Below are 12,329 nucleotides of genomic sequence, written 5' to 3'. Positions count from 1 at the left end.
CTCCTCGGATCTGTGATCGGTGGGCTGGGCCCCGTGCGCGCTCACGCGCAGCACGACAGGAGCGACGGATCGGTGGTGAAGGCCCTGGCGGCGATCCGGATGCCCTCGGCCATGGTCAGGTAGGGGGCCCAGGCGTCGGCGACCTCGGCGACGGTCTTGCCGAGCACGTGGACCCCTGCGGCGGCGAGCTCGCCGGCGTCCTTGGCGACGGCGGTGATGCCGAGGATCTTCCCGGTGTCGGCGTCCACAACGATCTTGACGAAGCCGCGGCTGTCGCGGTTGACCAGTGCGCGGGGAACATGATGCAGGGGCAGGACGCGGCAGTCGCAGCGGATCCCTGCGGCGACGACGTCCTTCTCGGTCATCCCGACCGCGCCGATCGCAGGGCCGGTGAACGTGACCCTCGGCAGCCGGGCGTAGTCCACGGCCCGGTCGGCGTCGGCGAACGCGTTCTCGGCGACGAGGGTGCCGTGCTGGGCGGCGACGTAGACGAACTCGGGGTGGCCGGTCACGTCGCCCGCGGCCCAGATCCGCGGGTGGGAGGACTGCATCCGGTCGGAGACGACCACCTCGCCGAGGTCCCCGGTCTCGACCCCGACCGCGTCGAGGCCGAGCCCGTCGGTGGCTGGTCGTCGCCCGAGGGCGAGGAGCACTTGGTCGGCGCGGAACTCCTCCCGGCCGCCGGCGACGTCGGCGGTGACGAAGGCCTGCCCGGTCGCGGCGTCCCGCGACACCCGCGTCGGCAGCGCACGGCGGACCACCCGGATGCCCTCGTCGGCGAACACCTCCTGCAGCGTCCTGGACACCTCCGGCTCCTCCTTCGACGCCAGCCGGGACCGCACCAGCACGGTGACCTCGGAGCCGAGCCGGGCAAACAGCTGCGCCTGCTCCAGGGCGACGTAGCCGCCGCCGATCACCAGCAGCGACTCAGGGACCTCCGTCAGCTCCATCGCCGTGGTCGAGGTCAGGTACCCGGTCTCGTCCAGACCGTCGATCGGCGGGGCCCACGGCCGAGCGCCGGTCGCGACCAGGTAGTGCCCGGCCTCGATCGTCTCGGTGCTCCCGTCGTCCCCGGCGACCTGGAGGACCGGTGCGTCGGGGGTGCCGGCGAACGCGGCGTCGCCGCGGCGGACGGCCCACCCGTAGGAGTCGGCGACGTCGGCGTACTTCTCGCCCCGCAGCGACTCGACCAGCGCCTGCTTCCCGGCGATCAGGGCGGGCATGTCCACCGGCCCCGCCGTCGTTTCGATCCCCGGGAACCGGTCGGCGGCGTCGGCCGCGGAGTGCCGTGCGTCGGCCGCGGCGATGAGGGCCTTCGACGGCACGCAGCCGGTGTTCACGCAGGTGCCGCCGAAGGTCCCGCGCTCGATCATCACCACCGACTTGCCGAGCGTGGTCGCGCGGATCGCGGCGGCGAACGCCCCGCCGCCCGATCCGATGATGGCGAGGTCGTACATGGTGGTCATCCCGGCTCCCTGTCGATGCTTGGACTTCTGGTCCCTGCTCAGCCATGCTGGACCTTCCAGTGCAGGGGAAGGTCAAGAGGACTTTCCGCCGATCGAAGAGGGGATGCGAGATGCGCATCGGGGAACTCGCAGAGCGGGCGGGCACGACGGCGAAGACGCTGCGCTTCTACGAGGAGCAGGGACTGCTTCCCCCGGCCGAGCGGACGCCGTCCGGATACCGCGACTACGCGCCCGAGACGGTCGCCCGGATCGACTTCGTCCACCGCGGCCAGGCCGCGGGCCTCACCCTCGCCCAGATCCGCCAGATCCTCGACATCCGGGACGGCGGCCACGCGCCCTGCGAGCACGTGCGCGACCTCCTCGATGCACGCCTGGCCGAGATCGAGCAGCAGATCGCCCAGCTCGCGGCGCTCCGAGACACCATCGCCGGGCTCAGGAACGACGCCGCGAAGCCCGACCTCGACTCGTGCAGCCCGGACCAGGTCTGCCGGTATCTGTGAGTGCTGCGCCGATCTCGCCGTCGTCGCCGGCCGGACCACCGTGCCGATCGGGCCGGCAGGCACTGGAGATGGACGATCTCGGTGAACCATCCGACTCGCCGCCAGCCGAGGCTTCATCGTCCTCGTGCGTCGCGGGCTGAGCCGTCCGCGGCGGAGAGCCGGTCAGTGGTGTCCGCGCTCTGCCGGCTCCGGGGAGCCGCCCATCATGCGGAGCATGCCGGTACTGCCGGTGCGGAGGAACACGGTCAGCAGGGCGGCGGCGAGTGCCAGGAAGGCGATGTTCAGCCAGGTGGTGTAGTTCCAGCTGATGCCGGTCTCGGCGACTGCCAGGTTCCGGTCGTGCGGGACCATGCCGAGCGGGCCGAAGATCAATTCGACGAGGTATCCGGCGACGACCATCGCGGCGTAGAAGACCAGGCAGATCCGGGACGTGGCCTTCCAGCCGTAGTACTTCTTGTAGATGAGGATGATCGGGATGATGATCAGGTCGGCGAACAGGAAGCTGACCACGCCGCCGAAGCTGATCCCGCCGTTCCACAGCACCGCCGCCAGCGGCACGTTCCCGACCGAGCAGACGAAGCTGACCACGGCCAGCAGTGGCCCGATCAGCGGGCCCAGCACGAACGAGGCGACCGGGTCTTCGGTGAAGAACACTGCCTGCAGCCAGGCCTTGGGCACCCATGCGGCGAACGCGCCGGCGATCAGCAGGCCCAGCACGATGTCGCGGAGCACGGCCGCCCAGTCCATCACGAAGTAGCGCGAGACCGCGGTCACGCCGTCCCGGGAGAGCAGCCGGGCCCAGAATCCGGCGTCGCCCTGGACGGACATGTCCATGGCGGCGTGGCCCTCCATCGACCCGGCGAGCCCCTGCTCGGCCTGCCGCCGCGCCGCCTCGACGATCCGGCCGCGCATCCAGAGCCTGAATCCGAGCGCGACCAGCACGATCATGATCGGGCCGCCGACGAACTCCGCGGCGGTGAACTGCCAGCCCATCACGAACCACAGGACCAGCCCGAGCTCGAGCACCAGGTTGGTCGAGGCGATCTCGAAGGCCATCGCCGCCGCGAAGTCCGCGCCCTTGCGAAACAGCGCCCGGGCCAGCGCGACCGCGGCGTAGGAGCAGGACGAGGACGCCGCGCCGAACAGCGCGGAGACCGCGATCGATCTCGGCGAGTCGTCGGCCATCAGCTGCGTGACGCGCTCCTTGCGCACCACCGCCTGGATGACGCCGGACAGCATGAAACCGAGCACGAGGGGCCAGAGGATCTGCCAGCCCATCGAGCCGGCCATCGCCAGCGCGTCGACGACTGCGCTCAGGACGTCCATCCGGATTCCTTCCTCCCGGCAACACGGTCAGCGACTGTTCGGCCATCCGGTCCCGTACCCGGACGCGGCCCGTCCACGCGCGGATTGCGCCGAGCTGCCTGAGAAACCGGGACGACGATGCTGGTGGCGCATCGGCGTCGCCGCGGCCAGCGGCTGGCCCCGAACACCTACCTAGCCGATACTGAGACCAGCGAGCTGCTCAGGGGTGCCGGTGACGACAAGGCGCAGGTCGGCGTGGTCGTCGTCGATCTGCCAGTCGACGAACGAGCAGCAGGCGCTCTCGGTCGCGACCAGGTCGCGCAGCCGCCGCGCTGAGTCGTCGGTCCGGGCGTAGTGCACGACCAGTCTGGCCTCTCCGCGCTCGACCTCGAGGAGGTAGTCGTCGTCGAAGGCTCGCCACCTCTCGAGCTGCTGCTTGCCCGCGGTCGGCGCGAGCGCGCAGGCGATCGGCAGCCCGCCCAGCGGTCCGACCGGCGACTCGAGCCCCGTCACCGCCGACGTCGGCGCGCGACCGATGGCTGCGCGCAGCTGATCGACGGTCGGCGACCCGGCCAGCCCGGCAGGAGTGCGGAACACCCGGCAGGCGAGCCCGACCGGTGTGTGCTCGTCGGCGAAGGGGTCGACGCCGTCGACGAGGACGGTCGGGGACCCGTGGAACTCGAGGCGGGCGGCGTCGTCGGCGGTCTCGACTCGCTGATGCGCGACGCGGACGTCCGATCGGCCGTCGAGGGCCTCGGCGAGCCGCCGGTCGATCACCTCCCAATTCGGGCACCCGTCGAAGTACTGCAGCGTGATCTCCAACATCTTCTCCTCTCAATCCTGTCTGCGGCTCGGCAGCCGTCGTCAGCTCCGCTCGCCAGCCTCTTCGGAACTGAGCCGTGCCGAAGAACTCGGGGAGTCTTCTGGCGATGAGCCGTCGTGGAGCATCAGGAACGCCCCGGTGACCGCGCCCACGACGATGACGATGTCGGCGACGTTCCCGATGAACCAGTCGCCGTAGGCCAGGAAGTCCACGACGTGGCCGCGGGCGAAGCCGGGGGCGCGGAAGAGCCGGTCCCCGGCGTGCGAGGCCGCCGCACCGCCGACGGCACCGATCACGACCACCCACCGAAGACGCCGGACACGGAACGCGAAGACGACCGCGGCGACCGCGGCCGCGACAGCGACCAGCGCGAACACCCAGGTCGAGCCCTCGCCGAAGGAGAACGCCGCACCGGGGTTGTACGCCAGCTGGAGTCCCAGCAGCTCGCCGACGAGCGGGATGCGCTCCTGCGTCGAGAGGGTGGCCTCAGCCCATGCCTTGGTCCCTTGGTCGACCAGGACGACCAAACCGCCGAGCAGGAAGGTCCCCGCTACCAGGAGCGTCCGCCTCGGACCATGAGCGATCCGGGCAGTGGACCCGCGGACCGCGTCCTTCGCCCGCATCAGCCCGCTGCCTGAGGCTTGCGGGCACGCGCGGCGCGCAGCCCGTTAGCGATGACGACGACCTCGGCGACCTCGTGGACGAGGACGACCGCGGCCAGGCCCAGCACGCCGGTGATGGCCAGCGGCAGCAGCACGGTGATGATCGCCAGGGACAGCACGATGTTCTGGTTCATGATCGCCCGGCCGCGGCGGGCGTGGCGCAGCGCCTGCGGGATGAGGCCGAGGTCGTGGCCGGTGAAGGCGACGTCGGCAGACTCGATCGCGGCGTCGGAGCCGGTCGCGCCCATCGCGATGCCGACGGTCGCCCCGGCCAGGGCGGGGGCGTCGTTGATGCCGTCGCCGATCATCGCCGTGGGCGAGGCCTCGGAGAGCTGGGCGACGATGCGGGCCTTGTCCTCGGGCCGGAGCTCGGCGTGCACGTCGCCGATCCCGGCGAGCTGCGCTAGCGCGTGCGCGGTGCGGGCGTTGTCGCCGGTGAGCATGCTCACCTCGACGCCCTGGGCCCGCAGCGTGTGCACGACGTCGGGGACCTCGGGGCGCAGCTCGTCGCGGACGCCGATCGCCCCGGCCAGCCGGCCGTCGACGGCCACGAGCACGCAGGTCTGGCCCTCGGCCTCCAGCTCCTCGACCCGGGCCTTGAGCGGCCCCGCGTCGATCCAGCGGGGGCTGCCCACCGTCACCCGGCGGCCGTCCACCAGGCCGCCGATGCCGTGCCCGGCCTCCTCGGCGACGTCCTGCGCGGCGGGGGCTCCCTGGCCCGCGGTGGCGATGGCGGCGGCGAGAGGGTGCGTCGAGTGCTGCTCCACGGCCGCGGCCCAGGCCAGCACCTGGGCGTCGTCGAAGCCGTCGGCGGCGACGACGGCGGTGACCTCGGGCCGGTTGCGGGTCAGGGTGCCGGTCTTGTCCACGGCGAGGTGGCGGATGCCACCGAGGCGCTCGAAGGCTGCCCCGCTCTTGATGACGACGCCGAACTTCGTCGCCGCCCCGATCGCGGAGACCACGGTGACGGGCACCGCGATCGCCAGCGCGCACGGGCTGGCGGCGACGAGGACGACCAGGGCGCGGGTGATCCAGGTCTCGGGGTCGCCGAGCAGCGATCCGAGCACGCCAACCAGGACGGCGAGGACCATCACCCCGGGCACCAGCGGGCGGGCGATCCGGTCGGCGATCCGCGCACGCTCGCCCTTCTCGGCCTGGGCCTGCTCGACCAGCTCCACGATGGTGGTCAGCGAGTTGTCGGTGCCCGCCGCGGTCGCCTCGACCTCCAGCACACCGGCGGTGTTGATCGCGCCGGCGGAGACCGCGTCATCGGGGGCGACCTCGACCGGGATCGACTCGCCAGTGATCGCCGAGGTGTCCAGGCTGGAGCGGCCCGCGCGGACCAGCCCGTCGGTCGCGACCCGCTCGCCGGGGCGGACCAGCAGCACGTCGCCGACGGCGATCTCCTTCGCCGGGATCTCGACCGAGGCGCTGTCGCGCAGCACGGTCGCGGTCTCCGGCACGAGGTTCAGCAGCGCGCGCAGGCCGCCGCGGGCGCGGTCCATCGCCTTGTCCTCCAGGGCCTCGGCGATCGAGTAGAGGAACGCCAGCGCGGCGGCCTCCTCCACGTAGCCGAGGATCACCGCGCCGACGGCGCTGATCGTCATCAGCAGCGCGATCCCCAGCTTCCGCCTGACGAACAGGTTCCGCAGAGCGCCGGGCACGAACGTGTACGCGCCCAGCAGCAGACCCGCCCAGAACGCGGCCAGTGCCGCGATGTGCATCCCCGACCACTCCAGCACCAGGCCGGTGCCGAACGCGACGCCGGAGAGGATCGGCACCACCAGTCCCGGGTCGCGCCACCACGAGCGCTCGGTCTCCTCGGCCTCCTCGGATGGGCTGGTGGTCGGCTCGTCGCAGCCGCAGGCGGCGCTCACGAGGCGTCCCCCGAGCCGGTCACGGCGCAGCAGCCCGGCACCGAGCAGTGCGGGTCGATGCACGGCGCGCTCTCGTCCACCGCCAGCGTCACGTCCACCAGCGTCGTCAGCGCCGCGGCCAGGTGCGGGTCGGCGATCTCGTAGCGGGTCTGCCGGCCGTGCGGCTCGGCGACCACGATCCCGCAGTCGCGCAGGCAGGTCAGGTGGTTCGACACGTTCGAGCGCGTCAGGTCGAGCTCGCGCGACAGCACGGCCGGGTGGCTCGGGCCGCCGAGCAAGGACATCAGGATCCGGGAGCGCGTCGGGTCCGCCATCGCCCGGCCGAGCCGGTTCATGACGTCAAGGCGCGAAGCAATGGTCAGCATCCACTGAACTATACAGCAGTGGCTGACCTATCATGGCCTGGAGCGGTCGTTGACCGCCACCGAAGGCGTGAGCATTTCCTCAAGTCTGGCCAAGCCAGCATTCATCGATGTTATCGAACCGTTATTCTCTAGCGGTCCGGTCATTCCCATCCCACGAGGAGTTCTAGCCGAATGAGTCCCGACGGTCGCCAGCGGCGAAGCCTCGGTCAGCTGCGAACCCGCGTCGGCGAGTTGCGCGCGGGCACCGCAGCAAGAGCTGGCCGAGCCCTGGATCACATCGGACGGGACAGACGCAGCTGGATCCGCCACGGCATTGCCGCGGCCGCCATCGCAGGACTCGGCCTTGCCGGCGCTGGCGCGGTCGCCATGACCGGCGTTGCCCATGAGGCGAACCCTGCGGTCACCGGAATCTCCAGTACGGCTGGCGCGCCCGATGACGCGGGCTCCACCGGGCACCGGGCCGACACCTCTGGCCGGTCGCGCGCGGGCCTTCGGGAGGCAACACGCAGTGGTCAGCGCAGCGATACCCAAGGCAGCGGCAGTAGCGAGGAGCAGAGCACGGGCCAGCCTCTCGACGGCACCGTCGACATGGCGGCGCGCCGGGCAGCCCAGAAGAACAGCAAGGTTGTCGACACCGGCCAGGAGGACACGCGGGCGGAGGAGGCTGCCCGGCAACGATCAGAGGCGTTGAAATCCGACGCCGAGAAGAGCCGCAAACTATCGGGAACGCTCAGCAAGGAGCAGCGTCAACAGCAGATGCGAGCGGCCCAAGAAGCTGACGCGGGCAAGGGCAATGCATCCTCCGGTAGCACGGCGGTCGGCCGGACCGACTCGGCATCGAGCGACAACGGCTCCGACAGCGGTACTGCCGATCTCGGCAGTTCAGACACTGCAGGCGGCACGAGCAGCGGGGGCGGGGCATTGCCGATCGCCAAGGGAAGTTACAACATCGTCGCCACGTTCGGGCAGGTCGGATCCTGGTCGCGCTATCACACTGGCGTGGACTTCGCTGCCCCGATCGGGACACCGATCAGAGCGACAGCCGATGGGGTCGTCACCAACGGCGGTACCGGTCCGGCCAGCGGTTGGGCGGGCATCTACGTCAGCATCAAGTTCCCCGACGGGAAGCAGATGCTGATGGCGCACATGGCGTCGGCCGCGGTCCGCACCGGGCAGCGGGTTGCCGCCGGTCAGGTCATCGGCCGGGTGGGCATGACCGGCCGGACGTTCGGCCCGCACACACACCTGGAGCTGTACCCCGCTGGCGTCACTCCCGGCGATGTCTACCGGACGGTGAATCCACTGCCTTGGTTCACTGCGAAAGGCTTGAAGCCGTAGGGGCCCTGAAGCGGCCGGGTGTCGTTTTGAGACGGGTCGAGCTCGCTGGTGGTGCCGCGGTAACGGCTGAGTCGCTGTCGTACCCCAGGGGTATCGATGTCAACCGTTCGCTTCTTGGTTAGATGCCTGCGTAGGAGTGGAGCCCGGAGAGGAGCAGGTTCACTCCGATGAAGTTGAACCAGAAGACGGCAAGCCCGAGCAGGGCGATGACGGCGGCCCGTCCGCCCTTCCAGCCGGCGGTCGATCGGGCGTGGAGGTAACAGGCGAAGATCACCCAGGTGACCAGCGCCCAGACCTCCTTGGGGTCCCATCCCCAGTAGCGGCCCCAGGCGTACTCGGCCCAAACTGCTCCGGCGGCGATGGTGAACGTCCACAGCGGGAAGGCGAAGGCGAAGAGCCGGTAGGCGATCACGTCTATGCGGCGCGAATCGGGGAGTCGGAGGAGGTAGCCCTTCTCGGTTCCCTTGTCCTCGGCCCGCTTCTTGATCAGGTACAGGATCGAGATGGCTCCGCCGATGTTGAACGCTGCTCCGCTGATCGTCGCGGCAGTGATGTGGATGATGAACCAGTAGGAGTTCAGCGACGGCACCAACCCGGCGACTGCGACGTAGAACACGGTCACTGCCAGGCCGTTGCCGACGGTGGCGACCATGGTGATGGGCAGGCCGAGCCAGCGCATCCCCATCTTGGCCAGGACCAGGTAGCCGGCGACGATGATCACCATCGCCATGGTGGTGAACTCGAACATGTTGCCCAGCGGCCAGCGGTGAGCGGCGATGCCCCGGGCGGTAATGCCTGCGATCGCGCAGGCCAGCCCGATCAGGGTGAAGGAGATGCCCATCCGACCGAACATCTCGGTCTTCTGCTGCGGAATCGGGTCTCCGTCAAAGGGTTCATCGTCGACGTCGACGTCGCCTTCGGGCTCGAGGGTCGGTGAGTCAGGCGTGGCTTGGGCGGCGGTCCGGGTGATCGTCAGGGTGGACGCTGAGGCCTCTGATGCGCGGCTGGTCGTTGCGCGTGCGTCGGGGCGGGTTCTGGTCTCGATGTCGTCCGCTGCCTCGCCCTTCCGCTTGCCGGTGGTGCTTCGGGCGGCGGTAATTTTTCGTGCGGCTGCCCATTCGATGCTGTGCATGGTGAGGGCCAGGGCGTAGATCACGGTCGCGGTGACCAGAGCGAGGTTGGAGAAGTAGTCGATCGTCATGCCGTCTCCTTCGGTGATTGGTTGTCGGTGGTCGGATCGGGCTCTGCCGGTTCGTTCCCGTGCCCGGGTGGGGTCTGGTTGCGTGAGCTCGTTTGCAGGTCGAGGCTGTTGACGAGGGCTTCGACGTCTTCGGTGAGTCCCGTTCGGGCGTCGGCCCGGTCGAGTCCGGCGATCTCGAGGAGGTTGTGGCCGTCGACCCGTCGGATCCGTGCCCAGATCCGCCGGGGCCGGATGAACAGCGAGAAGCTGAGCCCCAGCACGGCGGTTCCGATAGCGACGATCGTGATGGGTGCGCCGGGGGAGTCGCCGACCTGGATCTTGATCCAGCGCTGCACCCCGTCCAGCTGGATGGATCCTTGCCCGTTGGGCAGCTTTTGGATGTATCCGGGTCGGAGGATGAACCGCAGCGGCTGTTTGGGGTCCTTCGGGTTCATGATCTGGGTCATGCCGCGGGTGTCGAGCGAGTAGACGCTCTGGGGTTGGCCGGTCTCGGCGGTGGGCTTGCCCGACCAGGCGTTCAGGAACAGTTGGGGATTCAACGCGTCGGGGAACACCGAGCGGGGCCCGGAGCCGTCCACGTAGGCGCTGGGCAGGAAGAACCCTTCAAAGCCGAGTTTGCGAGGCCTGGCGTCGGGCGCACTGATCGCCCCAGCGGAGGTGAAGTTGCCGTCCTGCGGCAGGAAGATGACAGGACCGGAGGAGACGACGTTGCCGTCGCCGTCCTTCACCGTCACGATCGGTGCGTATCCCCAGGCGATCAGGTGGACCTTTTCGCCGCCGGCCAGGTTGAGCGGATGGTTGACCCGCAAGGTTTCCTGGCGGGGCTTGTCTCCTGGACGGTCGGTGACAGTGACTGCGGCGTTGAACTCCCGCGCGGCCCCTCGCTGGACGTTGCCGGTCTCGAACTTCACGTCGAAGCTGTCGACCTTGATGCTGAAGGGGGTCAGAGACGATTGCCGGAACAGCGGGCCGGCCTTGAAGTCGTCGTATTGCACCAGGTCATTGGTGAAGCTTTCGCCTCCCACGACCAGCGCCCGGTCGCCGCGGAAGCTGGTCAGCCAGACCACGGCCACGCCGAGCAGCAAGAAGACCAGGCTGATGTGGAAGGCGAGGTTGCCCGCCTCTCGCAGGTAGCCCCGCTCGGCCGCCAGTGACCCGTCGGGGTGCTGGGTGACCCGGTACCGCCTGCTTCGCAGGTTGTCGCGCAGCCGGCGCAGGATGGCAGCATCGGTCGGGGCCGCGCTGTCGCCGGCTTCGGCTGCGGTCAGGTCGGCGGAGGCGTAGGCGGGCAGACGATGCAGGTATCGCGGTGTGCGGGGCGGCTGTGCTCGCACGGCCCGGAGATAGACCCCGGCCCGGGGGATGATGCAGCCGATCAGGCTGATGAACAGCAGGATGTAGATCGCGGAGAACCAGGGCGAGGTGTAGACGTTGAAGAGTCCGACCTTGTCATAGATCGGTCCCAGCGTCTTGTGCTGGTCGAGGAAGGACTTGACTCGCACCGGCGATATGTTCTGCTGCGGCACCAACGATCCGGGCACCGCGGCCAGTGCCAGCAGGAACAGCAACGCCAGCGCCGTCCGCATGGTGATCAACTGCGTCCACAGGAACCGCAGCCCGCCGAGGAATCCGATCACCGGCGCATTGGAGGAAGTCCTGCGAGTGGCGGGTTCGGTGGTTGCGATGCCCGCCGCGTCGGGATCGGCTCGCGGGCCAGGTGCGGCATCGGATCTGCTGGTGGGGCGGAGATCATTCATTGGCGTCGAAGGCGAAGCTCGAGGGCGGATTGTCGGTCGCGTTCCGGGGGCCGTAGATCAGTGAGATCTGGCGTCGCTCGCCGAGTTCGATCGTGGCGGGGTCGCCGGTGAACGGTTTGCCGTCCACGTAGGCGCGCAGGCTGTCGGTCTTGTTGTTGGTCAGGCCGCCGATGCCCTGGCCGTCGAGTCGCACGTCCCACTCGGCGAACAGCTGTCCGAGGGTGTATTTGCCGTCGGTCTTGTGTGACTCGACGTGCAGGACGCCGCGTTCGTCGTGGGTGTGCAGCTCCGACATCGAGCCGGTCTTCGCGTCGACGCCGATTGCTCCCGGTAACGCGAGCGGCTGGCCGTTGACGGTGATGTCCAGATGGGAGTGGAAGTGCGCGGCGGTGCCTTCCATGTTCGATGCCTGCAGACCGGCGGCCTCGGCCAGGCGGCCCGGATCGGCCGGGAGCCCCCACGGCGGCAGATCGCTTCGCCCCTTGGTGCCGGCCACCGGCCCAGCGGCGTTGGGTGCTGATACTTGCCGGGCCACCAGCCAAATGCCGATGCCGAGGGCACCGGCGACGATGACCGCGGTGACCCCGACCAGGAAACGCCGCCGCGTTCGGGCGCGGGCCTCCTGCCGTTTCATCTCTGCCAACCGGGCGCGGGCGCGCGCGGATCCGGGTTCGCGATTGGTCGATGCACCGTGTCGATGCTTGTTCTTCGATCGCTTCTGATTCACGTTCCTGTTTCCTGTCGTGCTGGAGAGTCTGAGGAGCTTGTCTGACTGCTCAACCGGGCGCGCAGTGATCAAGCCGGGTGTGCAATTGATGGGCCGAGGAGCGGGACGAATTGCTGGGGCTCACCGCAGCCTGCTCATGGCCCGGGCGGGTGGGGTCAGATCCGAAGAATCGACAGCTCTATGAGACTGGGAGCCGGTCGGCGACGCCAATGTGCGACGGCTCCGATGGCCGATCCGATGCTGCGGGCTCGGCAATGCCACCATCGACCGGGGGTTCGCCCACGAACGATCACGGCCACCGCCAGCAA

11 protein-coding genes are annotated in these 12,329 nt (G+C 69.5%); 2 read left to right on the top strand and 9 right to left on the bottom strand.

Translation table 11 applies throughout. The features are described 5' to 3' along the window. Positions 1-41 precede the first annotated feature (41 nt). Entirely contained in the window at positions 42-1,466 is a 1,425-nt protein-coding gene (gene merA, locus ACXDC7_RS13200) for a mercury(II) reductase (protein WP_029144372.1), read from the bottom strand. 110 nt (positions 1,467-1,576) lie between these two features. Between merA and ACXDC7_RS13195 the strand changes: the two genes are divergently transcribed. Next, complete coding sequence (locus ACXDC7_RS13195; protein ID WP_029144371.1) at positions 1,577-1,966, top strand: heavy metal-responsive transcriptional regulator; 390 nt, start codon at positions 1,577-1,579, stop codon at positions 1,964-1,966. Positions 1,967-2,128: 162 nt separating this feature from the next. Here the strand turns inward: ACXDC7_RS13195 and ACXDC7_RS13190 are convergent, their stop codons facing one another. The 5 genes from ACXDC7_RS13190 to cmtR form a co-directional block, all read right to left on the bottom strand. After that, positions 2,129-3,292 (bottom strand): permease, encoded by a 1,164-nt coding sequence (locus tag ACXDC7_RS13190; protein WP_029144370.1) that lies wholly within the window; start codon positions 3,290-3,292, stop codon positions 2,129-2,131. Between the two features lie 171 nt (positions 3,293-3,463). Then, positions 3,464-4,096, bottom strand: a complete 633-nt coding sequence (locus ACXDC7_RS13185) for a hypothetical protein (RefSeq protein ID WP_229118921.1) — start codon at positions 4,094-4,096, stop codon at positions 3,464-3,466. A gap of 39 nt (positions 4,097-4,135) precedes the next feature. Further along, positions 4,136-4,717 carry a signal peptidase II gene (locus tag ACXDC7_RS13180; protein WP_179445989.1) on the bottom strand — a complete coding sequence of 194 codons (582 nt, stop codon included), beginning with the start codon at positions 4,715-4,717 and terminating at the stop codon, positions 4,136-4,138. After that, positions 4,717-6,633 (bottom strand): heavy metal translocating P-type ATPase, encoded by a 1,917-nt coding sequence (locus ACXDC7_RS13175; RefSeq protein WP_094459169.1) that lies wholly within the window; start codon positions 6,631-6,633, stop codon positions 4,717-4,719. Before ACXDC7_RS13175 ends, ACXDC7_RS13180 begins: the two co-directional genes overlap by 1 nt. Next, on the bottom strand, positions 6,630-6,998 hold the full coding sequence (gene cmtR / locus ACXDC7_RS13170; RefSeq protein ID WP_029144367.1) for a Cd(II)/Pb(II)-sensing metalloregulatory transcriptional regulator CmtR: 369 nt from the start codon (positions 6,996-6,998) through the stop codon (positions 6,630-6,632). Before cmtR ends, ACXDC7_RS13175 begins: the two co-directional genes overlap by 4 nt. Positions 6,999-7,169: 171 nt before the next feature. Between cmtR and ACXDC7_RS13165 the strand changes: the two genes are divergently transcribed. Then, entirely contained in the window at positions 7,170-8,336 is a 1,167-nt protein-coding gene (locus ACXDC7_RS13165; RefSeq protein ID WP_084515719.1) for a M23 family metallopeptidase, read from the top strand. A 118-nt stretch (positions 8,337-8,454) separates the two neighbouring features. Here the strand turns inward: ACXDC7_RS13165 and ccsB are convergent, their stop codons facing one another. The 3 genes from ccsB to ACXDC7_RS13150 all read right to left on the bottom strand — a co-directional run bounded on the left by ccsB (position 8,455) and on the right by ACXDC7_RS13150 (position 12,093). Continuing rightward, complete coding sequence (gene ccsB, locus ACXDC7_RS13160; protein WP_029144365.1) at positions 8,455-9,537, bottom strand: c-type cytochrome biogenesis protein CcsB; 1,083 nt, start codon at positions 9,535-9,537, stop codon at positions 8,455-8,457. After that, the gene (gene resB / locus ACXDC7_RS13155) at positions 9,534-11,123 is read right to left on the bottom strand and encodes a cytochrome c biogenesis protein ResB (protein ID WP_229119008.1); all 1,590 of its coding nucleotides are present in this window, start codon (positions 11,121-11,123) and stop codon (positions 9,534-9,536) included. Before resB ends, ccsB begins: the two co-directional genes overlap by 4 nt. Before the next feature lie 163 nt (positions 11,124-11,286). Further along, positions 11,287-12,093, bottom strand: a complete 807-nt coding sequence (locus tag ACXDC7_RS13150) for a twin-arginine translocation signal domain-containing protein (RefSeq protein WP_144009640.1) — start codon at positions 12,091-12,093, stop codon at positions 11,287-11,289. Positions 12,094-12,329 lie beyond the last annotated feature (236 nt).

Source organism: Naumannella huperziae, assembly GCF_054073625.1.
This window is presented reverse-complemented; position numbering and strand designations above follow the sequence as displayed.

Coding starts and splice junctions, on each gene's coding strand:
- merA (WP_029144372.1), bottom strand. CDS start 1,466: ATGACCACCATGTACGACCTCGCCATCATCGGATCGGGCGGCGGGGCG.
- ACXDC7_RS13195 (WP_029144371.1), top strand. CDS start 1,577: ATGCGCATCGGGGAACTCGCAGAGCGGGCGGGCACGACGGCGAAGACG.
- ACXDC7_RS13190 (WP_029144370.1), bottom strand. CDS start 3,292: ATGGACGTCCTGAGCGCAGTCGTCGACGCGCTGGCGATGGCCGGCTCG.
- ACXDC7_RS13185 (WP_229118921.1), bottom strand. CDS start 4,096: ATGTTGGAGATCACGCTGCAGTACTTCGACGGGTGCCCGAATTGGGAG.
- ACXDC7_RS13180 (WP_179445989.1), bottom strand. CDS start 4,717: ATGCGGGCGAAGGACGCGGTCCGCGGGTCCACTGCCCGGATCGCTCAT.
- cmtR (WP_029144367.1), bottom strand. CDS start 6,998: ATGCTGACCATTGCTTCGCGCCTTGACGTCATGAACCGGCTCGGCCGG.
- ACXDC7_RS13165 (WP_084515719.1), top strand. CDS start 7,170: ATGAGTCCCGACGGTCGCCAGCGGCGAAGCCTCGGTCAGCTGCGAACC.
- ccsB (WP_029144365.1), bottom strand. CDS start 9,537: ATGACGATCGACTACTTCTCCAACCTCGCTCTGGTCACCGCGACCGTG.
- resB (WP_229119008.1), bottom strand. CDS start 11,123: ATGCGGACGGCGCTGGCGTTGCTGTTCCTGCTGGCACTGGCCGCGGTG.